The 24,700-nt window shown below is 60.0% G+C and carries 17 protein-coding genes; 10 read left to right on the forward strand and 7 right to left on the reverse strand.

Annotation, left to right across the window (positions count from 1 at the left end; genetic code table 11):
• The first annotated feature begins 120 nt into the window (after positions 1-120).
• Positions 121-1,017 carry a sulfate adenylyltransferase subunit CysD gene (gene cysD, locus AB8B29_RS25340; RefSeq protein WP_037200301.1) on the forward strand — a complete coding sequence of 299 codons (897 nt, stop codon included), beginning with the start codon at positions 121-123 and terminating at the stop codon, positions 1,015-1,017.
• A complete protein-coding gene (gene cysN / locus AB8B29_RS25345) occupies positions 1,017-2,909 on the forward strand; it encodes a sulfate adenylyltransferase subunit CysN (RefSeq protein WP_051964172.1) in 1,893 nt (630 codons plus the stop codon). Before cysD ends, cysN begins: the two co-directional genes overlap by 1 nt.
• A gap of 71 nt (positions 2,910-2,980) precedes the next feature.
• On the opposite strand, the gene AB8B29_RS25350 is transcribed toward cysN, so the two are convergent.
• The 6 genes from AB8B29_RS25350 to AB8B29_RS25375 all read right to left on the reverse strand — a co-directional run bounded on the left by AB8B29_RS25350 (position 2,981) and on the right by AB8B29_RS25375 (position 10,720).
• Positions 2,981-3,991 (reverse strand): lysophospholipid acyltransferase family protein, encoded by a 1,011-nt coding sequence (locus tag AB8B29_RS25350; RefSeq protein ID WP_439006778.1) that lies wholly within the window; start codon positions 3,989-3,991, stop codon positions 2,981-2,983.
• Between the two features lies 1 nt (position 3,992).
• Positions 3,993-5,465 carry a cytochrome P450 gene (locus tag AB8B29_RS25355; RefSeq protein WP_439006779.1) on the reverse strand — a complete coding sequence of 491 codons (1,473 nt, stop codon included), beginning with the start codon at positions 5,463-5,465 and terminating at the stop codon, positions 3,993-3,995.
• Between the two features lie 187 nt (positions 5,466-5,652).
• On the reverse strand, positions 5,653-6,897 hold the full coding sequence (lysA, locus tag AB8B29_RS25360) for a diaminopimelate decarboxylase (protein WP_439006780.1): 1,245 nt from the start codon (positions 6,895-6,897) through the stop codon (positions 5,653-5,655).
• A 105-nt stretch (positions 6,898-7,002) separates the two neighbouring features.
• Complete coding sequence (locus AB8B29_RS25365) at positions 7,003-8,184, reverse strand: PLP-dependent transferase (RefSeq protein WP_439006781.1); 1,182 nt, start codon at positions 8,182-8,184, stop codon at positions 7,003-7,005.
• Positions 8,181-9,569: an MATE family efflux transporter gene (locus AB8B29_RS25370; RefSeq protein WP_037200295.1), complete on the reverse strand. Its 1,389-nt coding sequence runs from the start codon at positions 9,567-9,569 to the stop codon at positions 8,181-8,183. The genes AB8B29_RS25365 and AB8B29_RS25370 overlap by 4 nt, the downstream gene beginning before the upstream one ends.
• Complete coding sequence (locus AB8B29_RS25375) at positions 9,569-10,720, reverse strand: GNAT family N-acetyltransferase (protein ID WP_439006782.1); 1,152 nt, start codon at positions 10,718-10,720, stop codon at positions 9,569-9,571. The genes AB8B29_RS25370 and AB8B29_RS25375 overlap by 1 nt, the downstream gene beginning before the upstream one ends.
• 326 nt (positions 10,721-11,046) lie before the next feature.
• On the opposite strand from AB8B29_RS25375, the gene AB8B29_RS25380 reads away from it, so the two are divergent.
• From AB8B29_RS25380 to fhuB, 8 genes are all read left to right on the forward strand, one after another.
• A complete protein-coding gene (locus AB8B29_RS25380; protein ID WP_439006783.1) occupies positions 11,047-15,051 on the forward strand; it encodes an amino acid adenylation domain-containing protein in 4,005 nt (1,334 codons plus the stop codon).
• Positions 15,052-15,075: 24 nt separating this feature from the next.
• Entirely contained in the window at positions 15,076-16,395 is a 1,320-nt protein-coding gene (locus tag AB8B29_RS25385; protein ID WP_439006784.1) for a lysine N(6)-hydroxylase/L-ornithine N(5)-oxygenase family protein, read from the forward strand.
• Position 16,396: 1 nt separating this feature from the next.
• Positions 16,397-17,140 carry a 4'-phosphopantetheinyl transferase family protein gene (locus tag AB8B29_RS25390; protein ID WP_439006785.1) on the forward strand — a complete coding sequence of 248 codons (744 nt, stop codon included), beginning with the start codon at positions 16,397-16,399 and terminating at the stop codon, positions 17,138-17,140.
• 141 nt (positions 17,141-17,281) lie between these two features.
• Positions 17,282-17,872 (forward strand): sigma-70 family RNA polymerase sigma factor, encoded by a 591-nt coding sequence (locus AB8B29_RS25395; RefSeq protein WP_439006786.1) that lies wholly within the window; start codon positions 17,282-17,284, stop codon positions 17,870-17,872.
• Between the two features lie 44 nt (positions 17,873-17,916).
• The gene (locus AB8B29_RS25400) at positions 17,917-18,390 is read left to right on the forward strand and encodes a GNAT family N-acetyltransferase (protein WP_439006920.1); all 474 of its coding nucleotides are present in this window, start codon (positions 17,917-17,919) and stop codon (positions 18,388-18,390) included.
• 46 nt (positions 18,391-18,436) lie between these two features.
• Positions 18,437-19,249, forward strand: coding sequence for an ATP-binding cassette domain-containing protein (locus AB8B29_RS25405; protein WP_037200286.1), 813 nt, complete (start codon positions 18,437-18,439; stop codon positions 19,247-19,249).
• Positions 19,239-20,147, forward strand: coding sequence for an iron-siderophore ABC transporter substrate-binding protein (locus AB8B29_RS25410; RefSeq protein ID WP_439006787.1), 909 nt, complete (start codon positions 19,239-19,241; stop codon positions 20,145-20,147). Before AB8B29_RS25405 ends, AB8B29_RS25410 begins: the two co-directional genes overlap by 11 nt.
• On the forward strand, positions 20,144-22,135 hold the full coding sequence (fhuB, locus tag AB8B29_RS25415; protein ID WP_439006788.1) for a Fe(3+)-hydroxamate ABC transporter permease FhuB: 1,992 nt from the start codon (positions 20,144-20,146) through the stop codon (positions 22,133-22,135). The genes AB8B29_RS25410 and fhuB overlap by 4 nt, the downstream gene beginning before the upstream one ends.
• Positions 22,136-22,440: 305 nt before the next feature.
• On the opposite strand, the gene AB8B29_RS25420 is transcribed toward fhuB, so the two are convergent.
• Positions 22,441-24,630 (reverse strand): TonB-dependent siderophore receptor, encoded by a 2,190-nt coding sequence (locus tag AB8B29_RS25420; RefSeq protein WP_037200284.1) that lies wholly within the window; start codon positions 24,628-24,630, stop codon positions 22,441-22,443.
• Between the last annotated feature and the right edge of the window lie 70 nt (positions 24,631-24,700).

Genomic DNA, 24,700 nt, shown 5'->3' on the forward strand with positions numbered 1-24,700 from the left:
GGGAACTAAGGACATCTGGCTTCGCGACAATGTGGAAATCCAATAACATCCAGACTAAGAAATCATCGCAGTTACAGACGATTTATAAAACCAAGGAAAACCCCGAGAAAGGCCAACGTTATATTTCCCCATTTGAAAAAGCTCGAGGCAGAGGCAATACACATTCTCCGCGAGGTCGCTGCCACGTTTTCCAATCCAGTAATACTTTATTCCATCGGCAAAGATTCATCGGTAATGATGCACCTTGCGATGAAAGCATTTTGTCCCGGTAAGCCGCCGTTTCCATTCCTGCATGTCGACACAACGTGGAAATTCAAGGAGATGATCAGGTTTCGTGATCGCATGACAGCCAACCACGACATCGAGCTTCTTGTTCATACTAATCGCGACGGCGTCGACCAGCACGTAAGTCCGTTCACCAATGGCTCGAATACCTACACCCAGATCATGAAAACGGAAGCGCTGCGGCAAGCGCTCGATAAATACGGCTTCGATGCCGCTTTCGGCGGAGCCAGGCGTGACGAGGAGAAATCGCGTGCCAAGGAGCGCATCTTCTCTTTTCGCACCGTAAAACATTCCTGGGATCCGAAAAACCAGCGCCCCGAAATGTGGAAAACCTATAATACGCTGGTGAATAAGGGCGAGTCGATTCGAGTGTTTCCTTTGTCGAACTGGACCGAACTCGATATTTGGCAATACATCATGCAGGAAAAGATCTCGATCGTGCCACTCTATTTCGCCGCCAAACGGCCTGTGGTTGATCGGGACGGCATGTTGATCATGGTGGACGACGAACGTTTGCCGCTCGCTGCGACGGATGTGGTGGAAGAGCGGATGGTTCGCTTTCGCACGCTTGGTTGCTACCCCCTCACCGGCGCTATAGAATCGACCGCTACGACACTTGAGGATATCGTTGGCGAAGTGCTGGCGGCTCGCACCTCGGAACGACAGGGCCGCCTTATAGACAAGGACGAGGCAGGTTCGATGGAAAAAAAGAAGCGCGAAGGTTACTTTTGATGAATGATGGGATCAGCCCCGTTCCTCTTTGTCATGTGGATGGCTGTCGTTCTCACCAGGATAGCAAATCTCTCCTACGCTTCCTGACTTGCGGTTCCGTCGACGATGGCAAGTCAACACTCATAGGGCGCTTGCTCTACGATACCAAAAGCCTCTTTGAAGACCAGCTTTCCACTTTGGAGCGGGACAGCGCTAAATACGGCACCACGGGCGATGACGTGGATTTTGCGCTTTTGGTCGACGGCTTGGACGCAGAGCGCGAGCAGGGGATCACGATTGATGTCGCTTACCGGTTTTTCTCTACGCCGAAGCGCACGTTCATTGTGGCCGACGCTCCCGGTCACGAGGAATATACGCGCAATATGGTCACCGGCGCATCGACGGCTGACCTTGCCATTGTCCTGGTCGATTGCCGTCAAGGTATCCTGCAGCAGACAAAGCGCCACAGTTACATCGCCTCGCTGCTTGGCATCCGCCATGTCGTGCTTGCGATCAACAAGATGGATCTGCTGCAATATGAGCAGGCAACCTATGAAAAGATAGTCGCCGATTATATAGCGTTCGCCAAGGAACTCGGCTTTGCAACCATCAGGCCGATACCGATATCCGCGCGCTATGGCGCCAACATAGCGACAAAATCGACAGACACGCCGTGGTACGATGGTCCGTCATTGCTTGACCATCTCGAAAGCATCTCGGCCGATAGCAACGCTTCCGAAAAGCCATTCCGCTTTCCGGTACAATGGGTTAATCGACCAAATCTCGATTTTCGCGGCTTTTCCGGCCAGGTTGCGTCGGGAACGGTTTGCGTGGGCGATGCCGTCACGGTCGCAAAATCTGGCCAGCAAACCACGGTAAAGCGCATCGTCACCTATGATGGGGACCAGACCTCGGCTTTTGAGGGACAGGCCGTCACGTTGGTCTTAAGCGATGAAGTCGAACTATCGCGTGGGAATCTGCTGGTTTCTCCGACCGAAAGACCCAACGTTTCCGACCAGTTCCAAGCCCATGTCATCTGGTTCAGCCATGAGGCGTTGATACCCGGCCGCGCCTATATTCTAAGGACCGAGACGGATAGTGTGAGCGCCACCGTGACAGCGCTCAAATATAGCATTGACGTCAATACCTTCGCCCATCAGTCCGCAAAAACGCTGGCGGTGAACGAGATCGGCGTATGCAACCTGTCAACCCAGCAGCCGATCTGCTTCGACAGCTACGCCGAAAATCGCGTAACCGGCAATTTCATATTGATCGACCGATTCACGAACGCGACCGTCGGCGCCGGAATGATTATCCATTCGCTGCATCGCGCGCAGAACGTCCACTGGCAAGCATTGACGATCGACAAAGCCGCCCGTGCCGAGCAGAAGAACCAGCGTCCTGTCGTATTGTGGTTCACAGGCCTATCGGGATCCGGCAAATCGACGATCGCCAATCTCGTCGAGAAGCTGTTGCATGCGAAGGGAATGCACACTTTCCTGCTCGACGGCGACAATGTCCGCCATGGTCTCAACCGCGATCTCGGCTTCACGGCCGAGGACCGCGTGGAGAACATTCGGCGCATTGCCGAGGTCGCGAAGCTGATGACCGATGCCGGCCTTATTGTGCTGGTATCGTTCATTTCGCCGTTCCAATCCGAGCGGCAAATGGCGCGCGAGCTCATGCCTGACGGTGAATTTATCGAGGTCTTTGTGGACACGCCAATCGAAGAATGCGTGCGGCGCGATCCAAAGGGTCTCTATAAAAAGGCTATGGCGGGACAGATCCCCAATTTCACCGGTATTTCTTCGCCCTATGAGGCGCCTGAAAATCCAGATATCCATCTGCATACCATAGGCCATGATCCACTTGATCTGGCGCACCGCGTCGAAGATTATCTGAACCAAATATGACGGCTGGCATTGCCAATGCACCAAGCGGCTGAAACGGGGAGTTCCATCCGCAAGCTCCGTCAGCATGAAGTTCAGATGTTGGCAGCTGGCATTCGGTTGTCGATAAAATACCACTGCTCCGGATTTTCGCGCACAATTGGCTCGATTACTGCATTCAAGAGCCGAACATCCTCGGTAAGCTGATCTTCCGGCGCGTCAGTTGCCGGCAGCCTGAACGGCTCCAATGCCTTCAGCACAAAGCTCGCTCCTCCTTCCCGTGCGATAAAGAGCGGGTAGATCAACGCATTCGTCTTACGCGCCATCCGCGCGATGATGGCGTAGTTGCCCTCCAGATGCGCTGGCTGGCCAAAGAAGGGCGCGCGGATGTAACCATTAAAACCTTCGTCGCAGAACATCAGCAGGTTGCCGCTATTCTCCAGGATCCGCAGCGCCGGCCGCACGAAGCTGCGGCCGGGTTTCAGGATCCCGAGGCCCGCACCCTTGCGCAGTCGGTTGACGATGCAGTGGCGCGAGCGGCGCTTGGGCGGGTCGTAGTTCATGGTCACTGCCAGTCCCATGTCGAGCAGGCAATGCCACAGCACCTCCCAGTTGCTGACATGCGGCGCGATGAAAATCACCGGACCTTCGGCGCAACGCTCGACCAATCCTTGCGTGCCGATCTTGCGGACATGGTGGCGCGCCAATCGGGGAACGACGGAATATTCGGCCATCTGCCGGCCTTGTGAATCGGCGTAACGCTCCAGAAGCGTCTCGAGTTCGGTGCCGCTGAGATCCGGCCTTATCATCTTCAGATTGGCCGCGGCGCGAGCATAAGCCCCTTTGTGGAAACGCGGCGCCAGAAGCCGGCCTAGCCACCCGCCGAGCGCGGAACACGCTCGGGCAGGTAAAAGCATGAAGGCAAAGTAGAAAAGGAGATCTATGGCGTTGTCGACATTCTCATAAAGCCAGTAGCGCAGAAACGCCTTGCGTCGATCGCCGCCGGCCAGGAAATCGGCGAGCGGTGGTGCCTTGGGAGCCTCGTAGGTCCAGGCTTTGCGTTTGCCGCCGGCAGTTTTTCTGCCGGTCTCGTCGCCGGTTGCCACCTTAGCGCCTGTGCAGCGTCACGGGCATGCCGCCACGCGGTCGCAGTGTCAGGCGGCATTGCGGCTGGACCTTGTGGCCCTCCTTCACGCGCACCCGAAAGCGTTGGGCGAGGATTGCGAGGCAAAGGATCGCCTCGGTGAGGCCGAACTGCAGGCCGGGGCACACGCGGGGGCCGGCGGCGAAGGGAATGTAGCTGTAAGGCGTTGGACGCCCCTCCCCGAGAAAGCGTTCGGGATAGAAGCGATGTGGTTCGGGAAAAAGCGTCTCCGTGCGATGCAGTATCCACGGCACGATCAGGACGAGCGCCGCCTTGCGCACCTTCACGCCGCCGATCTCGTCTGCTTCGGCCGCCTGCCGCGCCAGGATCGGCACCGGCGGATAAAGCCTCAGCGTCTCCTCAATGACAGCCCGACACCAGTCAAGCTTCGCGACGTCATCGATCGACGGCACCCGGTCGCCGCAGACGGTTTCGATTTCCGCATGAACCGCCTCCTCCACCCAGGGTGCGCCGGCAAGCAGATACCATGCCCAGGTCAAGGTCGCGGCAGTGGTCTCATGTCCAGCCATGAAGATCGTCGCCGCCTCGTTCCTGAGCGCCACGACATCGAGCTTCAGCTCCGGATTGCGCCGCTGCCGGCGGATCAGGAGCTCGACCATCGAGCTGTTGTCCCCCTTGCCGGCCAAATGATCCTCGATCACCTGATCGATGATGCGATGGATGCGTTTCACCGATCGGCGCAGGCTCGGCGTCTTGACGATCGGCAGCCCCTCGTCGAAGCCCAGGAAATAACCGACATTGATGGAATCGACCAAGGCCTGGTAGCTTGCGAAGCCTTCGGTAACGGCATTGGCGCTGTCCTCGCCAAGATCGTTGCCGAAGACGCTGCGTGAGATGATTTCCGCCGTCAGCCCTGCCATTTCGAACAGGGCATTGACCTCAGCGCCATCGCCAAGGCCCTGCCAACGGTCGGCGAGTTCGCTTGCGGTATTCTGCATGATTGCGCCGAAGGCCGGCACGCGGTTCTTGTGCACGATATCGGAGACCAGCGGCCGCCGCTGTTTCCAGGTCTCCTTGTCGGAGATGAACAGCCCGTCGCCCAGCAGATATTCCAGCGCCCGGCGCATCTGCGGCGTCTTGCGCTCGAAATTTTCATGGCGCTTGGCGACCACGTAACGGATCGCATCCGGCGAATTGACGATGACGAGTTGACGCCCGAAAAGCTTGAACTCGGCTACATGCTCCCGATAATCCGCGCGCCGCCAGATGGACAGGAAATCGCTGCGCGCCTGCAACATAAGCTTCAGCGGCTGACCGGGCCTACCGCTGTAATAGGCGGCATGAGCCGGCTCGAAAATTTGCGTCGCCTGATCGGCGTGCTCAACGATTTCGGTTTTCTGATCAAGCCAGGCCAGCATGTCGGTGCAGAACTTTCGCGCCTTGTGGCCAAGGACAATGAGATGAAGATCGGGCACCACGTCGCCCGGTGGTGCCCACTATATTCATTTCGCAACCGCGGAAAAGCCCCCGCGCTGATGACAGGAGAGCTCGTCGACATCTTTGAATGAGATCTCCGGACAAGAACGGCGCATCAACCACAAAATGGTTGCTGTGTCCCCGCTCGCTTATGCCGGCACCCTGCCAAGAAGCCGATGCTCTCGCTTAGACATCCTCCAAGGCCAACAGCTCATCAAATGTCTGGCGCCTGCGGATCAACCTATGCGTTCCGCCATCGATCAACACCTCGGGCGCATAGAGCCGGCTGTTGTAATTCGACGACATCGTCGCGCCATAAGCGCCGGCGCCATGGAAAATGAGATAGTCGCCGACATGGGTTTCGGGGAGATCGCGTTGCTGCACTATTCCGGATTCCGCCTGGGTGAAGACATCGCCAGATTCGCATAAGGGGCCGGCTACGACTGTCGGGAAGATTGTTGCCGCCCCGCTGCGCGGCGTCTTTCCGGGAATAACCGAGATATGATGATAGCTGCCATACATGGCCGGCCGGGCGAGATCACTGAAGCCGGCATCAACAAGCACGAACCGGTTCCGGCCCATGGTCTTGACGGCCCTCACCTCTGCGAGCAGCACCCCGGAATCCGCAGTCAAGAAGCGCCCAGGTTCGATCTCCAGTCGGATCGGATGACCGAAATGCGCCTCGACTTCACGCCGCGCCGCATCCCAGAGCGAGAAATAATGCGAGGGATCGATTTCTTCCTCACCTTCCTTGTAAGGCACGGAAAGACCGCCGCCAGCGGAGATCGCCTCGATGTCGACGCCAAGATCGCGGCAGAAGCCGACCATCGCGCCGCAGACGCGTTGCAGATGGCCGTAGTCGACGCCGGAGCCGATATGCATATGCAGGCCGACGAGCCTCAGGGAATATTTCTGCGTCAGCGCCACCGCGTCCTGCAGCTGCTCGAACCAGATGCCGTGCTTGCTGTTTTCGCCGCCGGTATTGGTCTTGTTGCTATGGCCATGTCCGAAGCCCGGATTGATGCGCAACCAAACCCTGTGGCCCGGCGAGCGCTCGCCCAGCTGATGCAACATGTCGATCGAGCCGATATTGACCTCGATCTTGTCGGCAATGACCCGCTCAAGCGTCGGTCGGTCGAAAACATCGGCGGTAAAGACGATCTCGGCTGCCTCGGACGCGGTGCCGGTTGCAAAGCCTGCCCGTGCCGCCCGCTCGATCTCGCCGAGGGAAACGGCATCGACGCGGACGGCCGCCTTGCGCATTTCCCGCAGGATATGAATGTTGGAACAGGCCTTTTGCGCAAAGCGCACGACGTCGAATGCGGACAGTTGCCTGATGCGACGACGGATCGCGGCGGCATCGTAGATCCAGAGCGGCGTTCCATATTCCGCTGCTAACGCGCTCAGTATTTCATTGGAAGGAATGGTCATCTTTTCTCGGTCAGCGTGGGGCGGGAATAAAATCAAAATGGATAATAGGACGGGCGGAGCAGTAGTGCCACTCCGCCCGCTTGGCAATCTGAGACACTGAAATTGCTATCGTCTTGCCGTCAGCAGCGCCTGCTCAAGATCGCAGATAACGGCTGCGGCTGAATGAAGCCCGACGTTCAGGCGGATCGTGCGGTCGCTGACGCCAAATCGTGCAAAGACATTGGTCTCCGGCGAGATGCTGAGCGCCGCCTTTGCCGGGACGACGAGGCTCTCCGGGCCGCCCCAGCTGACCCCGATGCGAATGAGGCGCAGCGCGTCAACGAAATTTGCCACATCGATGCGATCGGAAACTTCGAACGAGAACAGCCCGCCGAAGCCGCTGAAAGTGCGCTTGCCGGCATGTTCGCCGAGCGCCGGGTGCATGACATTGGTCACGTCCTCATGTGCGTCAAGCCAGGACGCGACCTCAAGGCCGGCCTCGTGGTGATGACGCATCCGGAACGGCAGGGTCTCCAGGTTGCGCAGGACCAGCCATGCCTCGAACGGCGCCAGCTTTGCACCCGTATAGGGGTAGATTTCGCTGTTGATCCGGCCGATATGTGCCTTCGAGCCGGCAACAAGACCCGCCACGGTATCGCTCTGTCCGCCCAGATATTTCGAGGCCGCGTGGATGACGAGATCGATGCCGAGGGCGAGCGGGTTCTGGTAGAGCGGCGTTGCCCAGGAGTTGTCGACGATCGTCACGACGCCGTGGCGGCGCGCGGCCTCGGCGATGACAGGCAGATCCTGCAGCTCGAACACCATCGAGGTTGGATTTTCGAGATAGGCAAGCCGTGCGCCGGGAAGGGCCGCGATCATGGCCTCGGTGTCGGTGCCGTCAATATAGTCGACGATGACGCCAAAGCGCTTCAGCACCTTTTCGAAGAAGCGGAAGGCATCGCTGTAGACGTGCCGCACGGTGACGATGCGATCTCCCGGGCCGACGAAGGCAAGGACCGCCGCCGCAATGGCGCCCATGCCGCTCGCAAAGGCGCGCGCCTCCTCGGCGCCCTCCATCTCGGCGATCCTGCGCTCCAGGAGCTGCACCGTCGGATTGTCGCCGCGCGAATAGATCGGCTTCTTCGAGCGGCCGGCGAAGACATCCTCGAGCTCCTTGTAGCTGTCGAACAGGAACAGCGACGTCTGATAGATCGGCGGTACCGCTGCGTCGAACGGGTCGTCGCGGCGGGGCATCAGCGTATCGGGAATGGCTTGCCGATAGGCATCGAATCTCGGTGTCTCGTTCATGACGTTCCTCTTGGTCGGGAGTGGAGTGTCGATTGGCCAGTCAGTTGTCCCTCGGTTTCGACGGGCAGAATGGCAAGCCATTCTCTCCGTGCGACGAAGAGGCCGAGCATGGCGGCGAGGATTCCAGCTGCCGCAGGAGCTGCGGACACGCCCGCAAAACCCATCCAGAGCGGCAGCAGGAGCAGAAGCGGAATGAGGAGATAGCCTTGCGGCGCAAGCCCTACGAGCGCGGACAAGCCGGCCCTGCCCCGGGATTGCAGCATCACGAGCAGCACGGACTGAAAGGCGGCCAGGGGAAAGACCGGAAAGAGGGCGCGCAGCCACGCCACAGCCTCATCGACGACCTCCGGACGACCGGTGAACAGCCGCGCCATCGGTTCGGCAGCCACAAACAGCAGAACGGAATAGAGCAACGCGACGGGCACCGTTACCGCCAGCATAATGCGGATCACGCTTTTGAGCCGAAGCGCATCGCCAGAGCCGAAGGCATGGCTGACGACGCTCTGGGCCCCAAGGCAGAAGCCGAGGATGGGAAGCTGACCCAACGTCATCAGTCGAACGGCAATCGCAGTAGCCGCCACTCCGGTGTCGCCACCATGGACCGCAGCCTCACGCATCAGCACGAGAAAGCCGAACCCGGTCACGACGCTCGTGGCAGCGGCGGGAACGCCGATCCTCGCCATCGGCCGCAGCAATTGCCAGCGAACCAATCCGCTCGTCACGCGGACCGTGCCCCATCTGCGGATGAAATAGACGGTATAGCAGGCAAGCGCCGCCAGGGCGGAAAGGATGGTCGCCAGCGCGGCGCCTAATGCGCCAAGCTTGAAGAGAAAGATGAAGACAGGATCGAGAACGGCGTTCAGGGCAAAGCTTGCGATCAGGACGATCATCGAAAAGCGCGAGTTGCCCTCGGCAATCGCAATGAAATCGCAGACCGCCTGCAGCAACCCGAGCGTGACTCCGAAGGCGAGCAACCGTCCATAGTCGAGGCCGGGCGCGAGCAGACTATCGCTCGCTCCCAGCGCACCGACAAAGTAGGGCAGTCCGAGATAGATGAGCACGGACAAGACAATGCCGAGCGGGATCGTCGCAGCGAGCGCGGTCGCGGCAACCGATGAGGCGGCCGTCAGATTGCCCTCGCCGAGATGTCGCGCCAAAAGCGTGGCGAGGCCAATGCCGAGTCCCTGACCGGCCGCGGCCACCAGCAGGAACAGCGGCATGACCAGGCTGATGCCTGCCAGTACCTCCGGCCCGAGGGCACCAAGAAAGATCGCGTTTATCGCGTGATGCCCGGCGCTGGCGGCCAACCCGGCCACGGCCGGAAGCGCGACCGTCAGAACGAGCCGCAGGATGCGCGGATCGTTCATGTCGACGGATGCTTTCATCACGCGGCATCCCGCGCTAGCGAACCGAGCACGGGCAGACCATCGCCATCCGTCAGACCGGAAAGGTCCGGCGAGAGCAGCCGATCCATGAAGAAACGCTCGCGCAGCAGCATGACCAGCAACGCCTTCTTGTGCGGAAACTGGATGTGCTTGATCTTGGCGAAGCCGGACCGGTCAAGATTGCGGATCTGCTGGCTGTGATGGTGGATCGGCTCGCCGACAATGCGCCGTGTGCGCGGATCGGCGAGGAACATGTAGTGCATCAGCGACGGCAGCCAGGCGCTGACGAAGGTCTTGCCGCGGAAGTCATCTTCTCCGATCGCCACATGCCAGCCGCGATCATAGCCGTCAGCGTCATAATGCGGTCCGATCCGATCTTCCTTGGCCCAATAGAGCTCGAAATAGCCGAAGGGAATACCGCCGAAAGTCCCGATCAACGGTAAGGTGCGCGGATCGGCAAGGCGGCCGGCAATAAAATCGCGGTGATAGGCGAGGTCCCCGCTGTCTTCCCAAATGGCGGCGACCCGAGGATCGTTCATCCAGCGATGGAAATGCTCGAGGTCGGCCTCGACATCGGCCACGTGAAATCCAAGCTGGGTATTCAGCCAGGGTATGAAACGATTGTAGACCCGACCCGTCGGCTTCGGCGGCCTTTGCGGATGAAGGGCGCCGTTCGTCAGGATCGGCACCTCCGGATAGGCGTGAGGAATGCTCCCGAGCCAGGGCTTCGTTTGCTGAAAGAAGGTTTCGGGGCGCGCGATCAGACGGTCTCCGCGCTGCTCGATCACGCCCAAATTCAGCAGGCGCCTGACGAGGCTATCATCCGCGAGCTTGACCTCCACGCAGCCCAATTGCGGATTGCAGGTCAAAATGGCTTCCAGCACGGCGTTGACAATATCGTCGGCGGCAACCGCCACCGTTGCCGCGGATAGGGTGTCGAAGACCAGAACGTCGGCGGGACCCGACAGATTGCCCGAGGCTACCTCCACTCCATGATATTCGACGCGGAAACTGCCAGACATCAGCCCGTGCGATACGAGAAGCGGCTGGCCGCAGGCGAGCGCATGGCTCGCAACGCCTGCGGCCGGCAGACGCAGATCGAATGACTGCGACGCCATCGTTTCGCTCCTCATCGCTACGGAAGCATCCATAGTTCTTCTCCATCTCTCGAAACCGCGCGTCATTGGAATCGGCAAGGCCGCACACAGCGCTAATTCCGCAGTGACGAACGGCGCCCCGCGGAATTCAAAATATTTTTTGGAAATATTTTTGAGATTTTTCTGAATTTCTGCGAACGCCGTTCGTTATGCAACTGCGTCGATGTAATTCACGAAAGAATTGAATTTATTGGCGCCACAAAGTCAATATAGATGACGCATTTAACTCAATAGTTATTATAACTATTGAGATATGTACACTATTCTATTTAACTATGTTGGCTGTGTATTAAAATATCTTCGAGGAGAACAGCGAAGAAATGACTATTCATGACCGAAACGCCAATGCGGTTGATGACTCGGATCACGTCGCGAAATGCTCGCTATCGCCGACACAGTCGCGAATTTGGCTTCTATCAGAGACGGGCAACGAGGTCATTTATGGGCGGCAAATTCTTGCTATCGCCTTCCCTCCCATCGCTCTTGCAGTAGCACGCAAAGGGCTTGCGGCACTTTCGCGTCAACATCCGCTCATCACATCGGAATTCGAGGCTCGAGCCGGCGGCGCTGTGCAGCAGATCCTGAGGAATAGTCGTCATGTCGATGTGATCGAGGCGGATTTGGCGGCCGACGACAGTCTGGACGAGGCGCTTGCAGCAGCGGCCTCGGCGGAACGAGCGCGCGCCATAGATCTCGCCAGCGGCAATCCCGCCCGTTTCGTTCTGCTGTCAAGGAACGAGCAAGCGGTCGGCGCGGTATTTTCTCTCCACGCCGTCCTTGCCGATGCCGCAACGCTCGATCTGCTTGCGAAGGATTTCCTGCGCAATATACGCGGCAGCGCCAATGTGCTGGCTGATGTTAGCGAAACCGCGCTCCCGGACGCAGCATCCTGGATGACCGGCAATAGCGCGCCACGCAATCCGGCGCCGGAGCTCGTCGATTTCTGGTTCGAACGCCTGACGGCACAGGAAAACATCGCGTCGCTCCCGCCGCAGGCAACGGCCGGACGGGATATAGTCGATGAGGCATGGTTCGAGCATTTGGTGGAGGTGCCCGCTCCGGAGCCCCTTGCACACGCACAGTCGACGGTTGAGACGTCCCGCGACGTTCTTGCCGCGCTGAGCATCGCCCTCCGTCGCCACACCGGATACGACACCCAAAGGATCGGTTTGGTCACGCGGCCGGCGACGCCGACGATCGCGGCGCGCAGCGAGGATGTGTTGATCCTCACCGCGGAACTGGATGGTGCCATGGGGCTTGAGGGTGTCCGCAAGACATTCGTCGAGGAAATCCAGACCGCCGCACGGCAATCCCTACCCTTCGAGGCTCTTGTCGACGCATTGCTGCGACGTGACGAATTCTTTGACACCACCGGCCTCGTCAAGACGCTTCTCGATGTACGGGCACCGCTCCAGTTTATGGAATCGGCCACGGATGGAACCCCGATCCGATGCCTCGTCGAGCCTCCGGCGCGCCGCGATGCCGAGCTTGTCGTCACTGTTTCCCAGGTATCCAAGGATAGGCTTCGCATCGGCATCGGCTTCGATCCGCAAAAGCATGATCCCAAGCAGATCGCCCGCTTCGCCGATGATCTGGTTATCGCCCTTGCCCGGCTGGGCAGCAACCCCGGCGAGGCGATCAAGCACATCCCATTCGTTTCGCCGGAAGAACTGGACAGGCTATCTGCGCCGTATCCCGACATACCCGAGCCGGATGACGGAGTGCCGATCCACGAGGTCATCTCCGCACAAGCCAGACGGCGGCCGTATGCCTTCGCCGTTGCGCAAGGGGAGAAATCGGTCACGCACGGCGAGCTCGAGGCGGCGGCCAATCGGCTCGCGCATCGCCTGATCTCCTTGGGGATCGGGCCTGAGAAGCGCGTCGCCATCGCGCTCGAAAAGTCGATCGATGCAATCATCGCCATTCTTGCCGTGCTGAAATCAGGCGGCGCCTTTACACCGGTCGAGCCGGATCACCCCGAAGCGCGCAACCGGCATATTCTGACCGCTCCCGGCCTGTCGCTCGTCATCTCCCGCACGCGGCACATCGCCAATCTGCCCAGCGATATCGCCACGCCGTATCTCAATCTCGACGCAACCGCTCTCTCGTCGGAAAGCAGCGACGCGCCCGCCACCGCCATAGCCCCAAAGCAGCTCGCATATGTGATCTACACGTCCGGCTCGACAGGTGTCCCGAAGGGTGTCGCGGTCGAGCACGGTCCCTTGGCGCATCATTGTAAGGCGACCCTGCGCATCTACGAAATGAGCGAGGATTCTTGCGAATATCCCGTCCTGCCATTTACGTCAGATGGCGGGCATGAGCGCTGGATGGTGCCGCTGATGGCGGGTGGCGGCGTAGTGCTAACACAGGACAAGCTCGCCACGCCCGAAGATGCTTTCGCCGTGATGAAGCGGCACGGCGTCAACAATGCCAGCCTTCCCACAAGCTACGTGCGCGGACTTGCCGAATATGCCGGCGAAAACAGCGACATACCGCGGCTGCGGCTCTATTCCTTCGGTGGCGAGGCGCTGTCGCAAGCGGTGTTCGACATGATCACCGAGAACCTAAAGGCGCAGATGCTGATCAATGGCTATGGCCCGACCGAGACAATTATGACGCCGATGATCTGGAAAATCCCGGCGGGAACCCGCTTCGAGGGGACGGTCGCGCCGATCGGCCGTGGCGTGGGCGACCGGCGCATCTATGTGCTCGATGCCGACCTCGCACCTGTTCCGGTCGGCGTGATCGGCGAAATCCATATCGGCGGCAGCGGCCTGGCGCGCGGCTATCTCGACCAGCCGGAACTGACGGCGGACCGTTTCATTCCCGATCCCTTTTCGCTAGGCGGCAGACTCTATAAGTCCGGCGATCTCGGCCGCTGGCGGGAGGATGGCATCGTCGAATTCGCCGGTCGCGTCGATCATCAGATCAAATTGCGCGGCTTCCGCATCGAGCCCGGCGAGATCGAGGCCGTGCTGCGATCCGACCAGCGCGTCGCCGAAGCCGTCGTACTGCTGCACAATGAAGGCGGGCGCAGCTCGCTCGTCGCCTATGTGGTTCCGCGCGAGGGCGAAAGCTTAAGCGTGACCGAACTGCGCCGCGCAGCCATGACCGCCCTACCCGATTATATGGTGCCGCAAACCATCATGATCATCGACGAGCTGCCGATGGGGCCGAACAGCAAGCTGAATCGCGCCGCCCTGCCCGCACCTCGCATCGAACGCGAACTGGTCGCGCCAGCAAGCGAGAAGGAAAAGGCAATCCTCGAAGCGTGGAAGGACATTCTCGACATCGGCGAAATCGGTGTCACCGAGAACTTCTTCGATATCGGCGGACAATCGCTGGCCGCCGTGCGCATCGTCTCACGCCTGAAGATGCGCCATCCCGAATGGCCGCTTTCGATAGCCGACATGTTCAATCATCCGACCATCCGCGACCTGGCGCTTGCCATCGAGGGAAGCCGCGACGAGACCGGCGTCGACGTCGTCTATCTCCGGCGAAACGGCGACCGGCCGGTTCTCTATTGCTTCCCCGGCCTCCTCGTCTCGACGCGCGAATATATGCGCCTGGTGGATTATCTCGGCCCTGAACAGCCGGCGACCGGCTTCATCTGCTATTCGCTGACCGAGACCAAGACGCTCAGCACCCGTGTCGAGGACATCACGGCGCGCTATGCGGAAGCGGTGCGCAAGAAGGCCAAGGGTCGGCCCTGCGCCTTCCTCGGCTGGTCCTGGGGCGGGCTTCTTGCCTATGAGGCCGCCCGGCAGCTCGGCAATGACATCGACCTGCGCATGATCGGCATGGTCGATGTTTGCGACATGGACGAGGAATTCACCGTCGGCATCATGCCGCGCTTCGAAGACGGCATCAGGGACAGTACTCATGCCGCCGTGCAAAGCTGGCTCGCGAAGACGCCGATGCGCGAGGATTGGAAGAGGCTCTTTGCCGCGATGGATGGCGAGGTCTACGAACAGTTCCTCCACCATATCGTCAAGCATAACGTCAAGCTGCCGACGGATGGTCCGGACATCGGCTCCGAAGAGCACACGTTCTGGATTCTGGTCGACAACGCGATGATCTTCCGAAACTACCGCCTTGCGCCTTCGGATTTCCGCATCCATGCCTTTGCCGCCGAGGATTCCCTCACACGCGCGCTCAACGTCATCGACTGGCGCCGCTATTCGCCGAACGCCACGGCCTCCGAGATCGTCAATGGCACCAACCACCTGACGATCATCGGCAAGACGCCATTCCACCAGCGCTTCGCCCGACGGCTGGACCACGCTTTCGCGCCGACCATCCTGCCCGCGGGCAAGAACAACTAATCGACATCCTTCTGGAGCTGCATCATGACATCGCACGTGCTCGACCTCGCCGGGGCCGGAATTGGTCCGTTCAACCTCAGCCTTGCCGCCCAGCTCGACTCCATACCGCAACTTTCGGTCCGCTTTTTCGAGCGGCGACCTGCCTTCGCCTGGCATCCGGGAATGATGCTGCCCGGCGCGGAAATGCAGACATCCATCCTCAAGGATCTTGTTACCGCCACCAACCCGACCAGCCCATGGAGCTTTCTCTCCTATCTGGTTGCACACAAACGTTTTTACCAGTTTCTTAATGCGGAATATGAGGCCGTTCCCCGCAAGGAATTCGCTGACTATCTCGCATGGGTCGCGCGCGGCCTGACGTCGCTTCGTTTCGGTGCAAGCATGCGCGAAGTCCATGCGAAAGACGGTCTATTTTCCATCGCGACTGACGACGGCCCGGTTTGCGCCCGCAATCTCTCCGTCGGCGTCGGCAAGATCCCGGCGCGCCCGGTCTGGGCCGGGCAACTGCCGAAGTCGATGACCTTTCACAGCAGCGAGGCCGCCACTCGCCTTGGCGACGTCAAGGCCCCGCGCGTTGCCGTCATCGGCGGCGGCCAGAGCGGTGCGGAGATCGTCGATGCCCTCCTGGATCAGAACGCCGTCTCGTCGGTCCACTGGATCAGCCGCCGGCCAAATTTCGAGCCGCTTGATGCCACGCCCTTCACCAACGAACTCTTCACACCGAGCTACATGGAGCGCTTTCACGAGCTTCCCGAGGCGTTGCGGCTCACCCACACGCGCCGGCAGGTGCTTGCGAGCGACGGCGTCTCCGCCTCGACCCTGAAGAAGCTCTATCGCCGGCTCTATGAAAGGAAATTCGAAGCGGCCGGTGGCGCCGATCAGGGCATCTCCTTACGCCCCTTCCGCGATGTCGTCGCGGCCGAACAGGATGGTCCCGAAATCGCACTTACCATGCGCAATGGTTTCGACAACAGCATCGAGACGCTGGCGGTCGACATGATCGTGCTTGCCACAGGCTATCGCTTCGTCCTTCCCGAATTCCTGCATTCGCTTGAGAACCGCATCGAGCTGAACTCCATCGGCGAGCCGGTGCTGGAAAGCGATTTTTCGCTGACATGGGACGGCCCGCGCGAAAATCGCATCTTCGTCCTCAATGCCGGACGCCACAGCCACGGGATTGCGGAACCGCAGCTCAGCCTTGCCGCCTGGCGCAGCGCCGTCATCGCCAATGCATTGCTTGGCCGTGAGCATTTCGATCTCGGTCAGCTCGATCCCATCGTCCAGTGGGAAACCCAGGGACATCAATCCGAACTCGCTTCGCATCTGGGACAGGCTGCGGAATAAGGTGCCCGCCTTCCCAAAGGGAGAAGAGATCGCGCAGATCGAGCTTCACAGCCTGCATTTACGCGACGGGCTTCATATCTCGACCGCTCTATTGAGCGACGCGGAAAAAGCACGCGTCGCTGCATTTCGGTCACGCGATGCTGCGCGCTTGTTCATCGCCGGACGCCTTCTCTGCCGCAGCATTATCGGCAGAATGGTCGGCTGCGCGCCACAGGCCCTCACCATCTCGCTTACGCCATATGGCAGGCCGTATCTGCCGGATCATGCCGATATCGACTTCAATCTTTCCCACACGACAGACAGGGTTGCTCTCGCCGTCTGCCGCGGCGGTCGCGTGGGAATCGACATCGAGCAGCCGGATAGGATTTCCGAAACCGAGGCGCTCGAAATCATGCCGTTCATTCTGTGCGAGCGGGAACTCGACGACATCCAGCGACAGCCGCCAGAGCAACGACACAGGACATTTCTCTCATATTGGGTTCGAAAAGAGGCTGTGTTGAAGTGCCGTGGCCGCGGCTTCCTTGATGATCCCAGAGGCATCGCGCTCGAGCCGGCGAATACAACCGAAAATATGTTAAATCGGGCATTCAATGAAGCTAATTTCATCCGCTTCGGCTCTTGCCGTAGCGAAAATGCACCTAACTTTCTATGGGCCGTCGCGGCCTCGCAAATGCTGTCCGAACCTGTTTGGCAGCAGCATCCAGACGTTGGAAGCCTCATCGATGGCCGTTTAAAATTAAAGTAAAATCAAATCACTAACCGACGCAAGGAAAGATGGTTCCCAGCCTTTAGATTTTATCTTGACTAACCTTATCATGTTTTATACGGTGCGCTGAAAAAGAGGGGCACACCGAAATGCAACTTTGGATTTCAGCGAGAGCCCGACATGATTGCCAACACTTTGCAGTCGACTTCCAATGAGCAACTTCAAACAGCCCTTCATGCCTATCCCAAGCTTCTCTCCATCGCGCGCCGGATCACCGGCAGCATGACATTGGCCGAAGATGTCGTGCAGGAGGTGCTTCTGCAATTGGTCTCCAAACCGCTCAAGCAGGACATAGCGGCACCAGGCCCCTATGTGATGCGCATGGTACGCAATCTGGCGACGGACCACATGCGACGGTTGCGCTATGAGAGAGGCCTGTTCGTCGAAGAAGAGGTCGGCGGCAACACATCGGCCTACGGAAGCCCCGAAGAGCATCTGCACGAGGCGGAGGCATACAAAGCCTTCCGCTGCACGGTCGAGGCGATGCCCGCGAGGACGCGCAAGTTTTACGAGGAGCATTATTTCAAGGATGTTCCGCAAAACATCATCGCCAAAGAAGCAGGCGTCTCATGCGCCCTCGTTTGCGGCCTGTTGAGAGAGGCGCATTCACGCTGCCTCGCTGCAATATCGCTCGAGGCCGACCAGGATTATGCCGCCGGCCGCGCGCACAGCCCGCGCAGAACACCACGAACCTCAGAGATGCGAGCCTGACACGGGAGCGCCGAATGACGCTACCAGCCGGTAAGGAAGAACAGATGCAGGAAGCTATCGAAATAACCGAATCCAAGAGCGATATTTGTCGTGCCATCATGTCGGAGCTGACGGACTGGTTCACAGAACCGGAGGTCATCGAGGCATGTGCTAAAGCCGTCGAAACCTTGCCGATGTTCGGCTGTCTCGACGAAGGCACCGTTACCGGCTTCGTTGCCGTACAGGCCCATCCTCCCGCCGCTATGGAAATCCTGGTCATCGCCACCCGGCGGCAGCACCATGGCAGCGGCGTGGGCAAGCGGCTGCTTGCCGCCGCCGAACGGTTCGCCCGGTCCGCTGGTTGCAAGCTGCTGACGGTGAAGACACTTGCGCCGCGCGGCAAGGATGAACCGCAATACGATGCGACGCGCGCCTTCTATGACGGGAACGGCTTTATCCGTGCCGAGGTGTTCCCTACCCTCTGGCACGAGGACCATCCATGCCTGTTCTTCGTCAAGCCGTTAACGGCCGCCAATTGAAGGCGATCGAAATATCACGAGGCCATGCTGCTTAGCAGGAACGACCATGAAACACGAAACCATCCCCAAAGCCGGCCAGCATCCGGTATCCGTCTTCACGACGGAGGGCCTCCACTTCGACGTCGATGGCAAGACCATTCTCCATCCGCTGGATCTTACCTTCAATGCCGGCGAGATCTCGGGACTGATCGGCCATAACGGTTCCGGCAAATCGACCCTGATCAAATTGCTGGCGCGCCAGATCCAGCCGACGGGTGGACGGATCCTGTTCGACGGCGTTTCCGCCGCTTCCTATGACATGCGCGCCTTTGCCCGTGCTGTCGCCTATCTGCCGCAGGATACCACATCGGCCGCCGGCATGACCGTTGAGGAACTGGTCGCCTGCGGGCGCTATCCCTGGCATGGCGCCTTGGGCCGCTTCACCGATCTCGACCGCGAAAAAGTCGAGACCGCGATGCGGCTGACGCATGTCGACACTTTGAAGGGCCGGATGGTGGACACGCTTTCGGGCGGCGAGCGCCAGCGGGTCTGGATCGCCATGCTGGTCGCGCAGGACAGTCGCTGCCTCCTTCTCGACGAACCGACCTCGGCACTCGACATCGCCCACCAGATGGAGATCCTCGGCCTGGTGCGAGAGCTCTGCCGCACGAAGGGCCTGAGCGTCATCCTCGTGCTGCACGACATCAATGTCGCCTCGCATTTTTGCGATCACCTGCATGCGCTGAAACAAGGGCGGCTGATTGCCGCCGGCCCCGCGCCGAGCCTCATGAAGGCCGAAACGCTGCATACGATCTACGGCACGAACATGGGCGTGACAGCTCATCCAGTGCATGGAACGCCGCTCGCCTATGTCATCTGAGGATCATTTCCACGGCTTGAGGCTATCGCGCCGCAACGCGCTTCTTGCCGCCGCGGCTCTCCTTGCCGTCCCACGCGCGGGACATGCCGGCGCGGCAGTATCCGGACCGATCGTGTCGCTCGACTACGGCCTTGCTTCGACGCTGCTGGCGCTCGGCGTCACACCCGCGGCGATCGCCTCGCTTGCCGATTGGGACAGGTGGGTCGTCGAGCCGAAAATGCCGGCCGGGGTCGTCGATCTCGGCACCACCAACGAGATCAATCTCGAAATCCTGGCAAGCCTGAAACCGGCGCTGATCCTGACCACACCCTATCTCGCACCCCTAAAGCCACGCCTGGAAGTGATTTCGCCGGTCATGGAGCTGACGATCTATGCCCAAGGCGGTGAAGCCCTGCAACGCTCCATCGAAGCCACTCGGCTGTTAGCCGCCGCCATCGGCCGTCAACAGCAGGCAACCGATTTCCTGACGCAGTCCGAGCAGTTCTTCGACGATTGCGCCAGCCGGGTGAACAGACTCAAGCCTCCGCCACTGGCGCTCGTCAACTTTGTCGATCAGCGCCACGCCCGCATCTATGGCGGCACCGGCCTCTATCAGAACGTCATGACCAGGATCGGCCTCAGGAACGCCTGGACAGGACCCGGCAATTTCTGGGGCTTCGAAACGATCGGCCTGGAGCAACTGGCAACGCTCGATCAAAGCCTGCGGCTGATAGCCTTCGAACCTCTTATTCCACCAAATATACTCGACAATCTGCAAGACAGCCCCCTGTGGACCAGCCTTCCCTTCGTTAAGGCGGGTCGAGTCTCAGTACTGCCCGGCACGTTGATGTTCGGCATGGTTCAGGAGGCGGAGCGCTTCGCCCGTATTCTGCTCGATCACCTGGAAAAGCTCGCATGATCCGCACCAATGGAAACAATTCCCTCGGCGCCGCCGCCGTGGCGGTGACGCTGTTGGTGCTTGCCGGCTTGCTTATCGGGCATCAGGTCGCGCCGGATTTTTCGCGGCTGATGGTGCAGGACGCCGGTTATGATCCGCAGCGCCTGTTGCTTATTTATTCGACGCTGCCGAGAATCGCGACTGCGCTGCTGGCCGGCGCGGCGCTCGCACTATCAGGCACTCTGCTGCAGCAAGTGCTACGCAATCCGCTTGCATCACCCTCTACGCTCGGCATTTCCGCCGGCGCCAACCTGGCGCTCGTCGCCGTCATGCTCGCCTTTCCGGCGCTTGAGGGCTTCAGCCGCGATGCGGTCGCTCTGTTCGGCAGTGCCGCGGCAGCCGCCGTCGTTTTCCTGATCGGTGCAAGACGAGGCTTTTCGCCGTTTGCACTCGTGCTTTCGGGACTGATCGTCAGCGTCTGGAGCGGCGCGCTTGCTGCCATCCTCGTTCTGATGAACGACCGCTACCTCTCCGGCCTTTTCATCTGGGGTGCCGGGTCGCTGGCGCAGCAGAGCTGGACCATCCCCCTCTTGCTCCTTCCGAAAATCACGATTCTCACCATCGCCGCTTTCCTGATGGCGCGGCCGCTATCGCTTATGGAACTTGGCGACGGCGGTGCCAGCGGGCTCGGCCTTTCGGTGAAGCGGACCCGTATTGCCGCCGTCTGCCTTGCCATCGTGCTGGCCGCTATCGTGACCAGCGCCGTCGGCGTCGTCGGCTTCATCGGCCTTATTGCCCCTCGGATCGCGCAGCTTTCCGGCGCGCGGCAGATGAGGAGCCAGCTTATCTGGTCCCCTCTCATCGGCGCCGGCTTGCTGCTTCTGACAGATGAGGCATTGGTGCTGCTCTCCGGCGCTTCCTCGACCTTCCTGCCGACGGGAGCCATTACCGCCCTGCTCGGCGCTCCGCTGCTGCTCTTGATGCTGCCGCGTCTGAAGACGATACAGCGTACCGTGCCGGCCCTATCGCACAGCCCGAACCGGACTGCACACACCTCGCAAAAACTGCTCCTTGCAACGATCGGCGGCCTTCTCGCTCTGCTCGCCGGCGCAATCTTTTTCGGACGCGCGCCGGATGGCACATGGACTACCCTTGCCTATTTGAACTGGACCGACGTGCTGCCCTATCGTCTGCCGCGTGTCATTGGCGCCTTTGCCGCCGGAGCGATGCTTGGCGTCGTCGGCGCAATCCTGCAGCGGCTTAGCGGCAACGAGATGGCAAGCCCCGAAGTGCTGGGCATTTCGGCCGGCGCCACCATCGGCGTCACAGCCGCACTCTTCATCCTGCCCGCACCCGGCATGGCCGCTCAGCTCGGCTTCGGCGGCATCGGCGCATTCACCGTCCTGCTTGCCATCTTCGCCTTCGGCATGCGTTCCGGCTTCGCACCGGAACGGGTATTGCTGACCGGCATCGCGCTGGGTGCCATGTTGGATGCCGTCATCAGCGTGCTTTCCGCCGGCGGCGATCCGCGCGCGCTAACTATCATGCAATGGATGAGCGGATCGACCTATCTCGTTGATACAGAGAAGGCAATTTCCGCCACAATTGCCGCTGCCATAGGCCTCGCGCTGGCATTCCTCGCCCGCCGCTGGCTTGATCTACTGCCACTCGGACCACAGGCCGCACAGGCGATCGGCATCCGCGTCAACCTTGCCCGCGCATCTCTCTTCGCGCTGGCCGCCGCCATGACCGCCGCCGCCACACTCGTCGTCGGTCCCTTGAGCTTTATCGGCCTCATGGGGCCCCATCTGGCGCGAGAGCTTGAGCTGCGACGCGCAGCCCCGCAGCTTACCGGAGCAGCGCTCGCCGGCGGAGGGCTCATGATGCTCGCGGACTGGTTCGGCAGGATGATTGTGTTTCCGTATCAAATTCCGGCCGGGCTGGTCTCGGCACTCGTTGGTGCGCCGTTGTTGCTGGTGCTGCTGATGAAGCGGCGCAGGACGACATAAGATCCATGAAGGCTCGCTTCCGTCGCTCCTTGTCTTTCGCGACACAGTCTCATGACGCAGGCTGGAACACTTGCAGCGCCCAAAAGCATCACGTTAGAGCGCGATCGGCGCGTAGCAGGCGCATTCTATTCAGTCGCTGACAGACCTTAGTGACAGGTTTTGGCCGGTGGAATCGTAACAATCCGCTTCAATAAGCCGGTGAGTACACTGAGTGCGGTAGCGGATAAGCCGCGGCGTCCAAGCTTCAAATTCACCACAGGAGAGATGACGGGCGCCACACCAAATAAGCAGCGCCCGCCAATCACTTACCACCGATACTTCAGCGATGCCGTGATGTTGCGGCCCTGACCCAAATAGCAATAGCCGCTGTCGCAGACCGTCAGGCGCCGGTTGGCGATGTTGCGGACGTCGAGGGATGCCGTCAGGCCTTTGTATTTCTTGTCGACAGCCCCGAAGTCGTAGGAAAGGGCTGCATCCAGGTAGAAGCTCGCGTCGTTCTTGGAGGTATTGGCGGTGCTGGTATAGGTCTCGCCGGTGTAGCGAATGCCGGCGCCGGCCGTCAGGCCGTTGGCGACGGAATCCTCCTGGAAGGCATAATTCGTCCATAGGCTGGCGATATGCTTCGGTGTGATCGAAGGCGAATTGCCGACGTCGTCACCACCGGTGATTTCCGAATGATTGTAGCTGTAGGCGGCAATCACATCCAGGCCGTCGGCAACGGTCGCCTTGGCCTCCAGTTCGATGCCCTTGTTGGTGACCTCACCCAGCGAGGCATAGACGAGCGTCAGGGGATTGACCAGGACGGGCTTGTTCGTCTCGACGAGATGATAGGCTACAGCGGACAAGAGAATATCGGTACCCGGCGGCTGGTACTTCACACCCAGCTCATACTGCTTCCCCTTCGTGGGGTCCAGAATGCTGCCGGATGCCGATCGCTGGGTCACGGGATCGAAGGAGGTCGAATAGCTGGTGAAAGGCGCTATACCGTTGTCGAAAAGATAGAGTGCGCCGGCCTGGACGGAGAACGCCTTGTTGTTGATGTTTTCGGACGTGCTCGTCCCGGAGGAAACAAAGGTCGTGTCGCTGGATTGATCGACCCACGTCTGCCGTCCGCCAAGCGTGAAGCGCCATTTGTCCAGCTCGATCTGGTCGAGAGCGTAGGCTCCCACCTGCCGCATGCTGGCGCTGACCCGGCTGTAATTATAGTCCGGCGTCGGGCCGGAAACGCCGTAAGTCGGGTTGGAGATGTCGAAATCATAAGCGGCGCTGGTCGTCGCATCGAAGCCGTAGCCGAAGGACGAATTCACATTGGTGTAGTCCAGGCCGAACAGCATGGTATGCGAGGCTGGGCCTGTGTCGAACTTGGATTCGAGCTGGTTGTCGACCTGGAATACGTTCATCGCGTCCCGGATCGCGGTCGCGCCGCGATGGGCGACGGTGCCGGTCCAGCTGTAGGTGCTGAGATAGCGAGCCCTCAGATCCATATGAGAGAAGCGAAGATTCTGGCGGAAGGTGAAGCCGCCGTCAAACTCGTGCTCGAACTGGTAGCCCACCTGCTGTTGGCGGGTCTTCTGGTAGTCATAGTCGGGATCGCTGTCGCGCAAATTGAGAATATTGCCGTCGGGACCGACCATGGCGCCGACATTGGCATCCGTCTCGTCCGCCTGCGCCGAGCCATAGACCGTAAATTTAGTGGAATCGTCCGGCTTCCAGGTAAAGGACGGCTGTATCAGATAGCGATCGTCGGCAATATCGAAATTGGTGTCACCTTTTCGCGCCAGGCCAACGATCCGGTACAACATCGTATCGTCATCCTGGGTGACCGGGCCGCCGAAATCGAACATGGTCTGGGCGCGATCTGATGTTCCGTAGACGACCCCGACTTCCCTGATCGTCTCTTCCGTCGGCAGTTTCGAGATCTTGTTGACGATGCCGCCCGGCGAGCCCGCACCATAAAGCACGGACACAGGCCCCTTGATCACCTCGACCCGATCCAGCGCATAGGGATCGGTGCGGAACATTCCATAATTCATGTAGGGTTGCCGCAGGCCGTCGCGGAAATCGCCCGTCGTCGTGATGTTGTTGCCGCGGATGAAGATCTGATCGAAGCGGGGATCGAAGCCGTTCATACCGGTCTGGACGCCGGCGGAATAGCGCACCGCCTCGATGATGCTCTGCGCACCCCGCTCCTCGATCTCCTTCTTGGTGACCACCGAAACGGCGCGTGGCGTCTCAACCAGCGGCGTATCGATCTTCGTGGCACCGCGGCTTTTCTTGGCAGCGACTGTCTTATCGTCACTTGTGCCGCTCGACTGGCCGCTGACGACGATCGGAGCGAGCTGTGTCGCGCCGCCCGCATTCTCACTGGCTGTAGAATCCTGCGCAAAGGCATTGCCGCTCAGCGCAAACAAGGTGACCAGTGCAGTGGCAGCGCGCCCCAATCGAAATGAATTTCTTCCCAAATAATTGATATTATTATAGAATATCTGTCCCATGTTCCCTTTTCGCCTGCCCTTTCCTGTAAAAGATGGCGCAAATTAGATTGCAGGCGCTGCTGTCGTCAAG

It is taken from the genome of Rhizobium sp. 11_C7_N12_5 (genome assembly GCF_051811145.1).
Taxonomy (GTDB): Bacteria; Pseudomonadota; Alphaproteobacteria; order Rhizobiales; family Rhizobiaceae; genus Rhizobium; species Rhizobium lusitanum.

Excerpts from the sequence above, each read along its gene's own strand:
- AB8B29_RS25365 (WP_439006781.1), bottom strand. The coding sequence starts at position 8,184 with ATGAACGAGACACCGAGATTCGATGCCTATCGGCAAGCCATTCCCGAT.
- AB8B29_RS25405 (WP_037200286.1), top strand. The coding sequence starts at position 18,437 with ATGAAACACGAAACCATCCCCAAAGCCGGCCAGCATCCGGTATCCGTC.
- AB8B29_RS25420 (WP_037200284.1), bottom strand. The coding sequence starts at position 24,630 with ATGGGACAGATATTCTATAATAATATCAATTATTTGGGAAGAAATTCA.
- AB8B29_RS25400 (WP_439006920.1), top strand. The coding sequence starts at position 17,917 with ATGCAGGAAGCTATCGAAATAACCGAATCCAAGAGCGATATTTGTCGT.
- lysA (WP_439006780.1), bottom strand. The coding sequence starts at position 6,897 with ATGACCATTCCTTCCAATGAAATACTGAGCGCGTTAGCAGCGGAATAT.
- AB8B29_RS25380 (WP_439006783.1), top strand. The coding sequence starts at position 11,047 with ATGACTATTCATGACCGAAACGCCAATGCGGTTGATGACTCGGATCAC.
- AB8B29_RS25375 (WP_439006782.1), bottom strand. The coding sequence starts at position 10,720 with ATGGATGCTTCCGTAGCGATGAGGAGCGAAACGATGGCGTCGCAGTCA.
- AB8B29_RS25395 (WP_439006786.1), top strand. The coding sequence starts at position 17,282 with ATGATTGCCAACACTTTGCAGTCGACTTCCAATGAGCAACTTCAAACA.
- AB8B29_RS25385 (WP_439006784.1), top strand. The coding sequence starts at position 15,076 with ATGACATCGCACGTGCTCGACCTCGCCGGGGCCGGAATTGGTCCGTTC.
- AB8B29_RS25410 (WP_439006787.1), top strand. The coding sequence starts at position 19,239 with ATGTCATCTGAGGATCATTTCCACGGCTTGAGGCTATCGCGCCGCAAC.
- cysN (WP_051964172.1), top strand. The coding sequence starts at position 1,017 with ATGAATGATGGGATCAGCCCCGTTCCTCTTTGTCATGTGGATGGCTGT.
- AB8B29_RS25370 (WP_037200295.1), bottom strand. The coding sequence starts at position 9,569 with ATGAAAGCATCCGTCGACATGAACGATCCGCGCATCCTGCGGCTCGTT.
- fhuB (WP_439006788.1), top strand. The coding sequence starts at position 20,144 with ATGATCCGCACCAATGGAAACAATTCCCTCGGCGCCGCCGCCGTGGCG.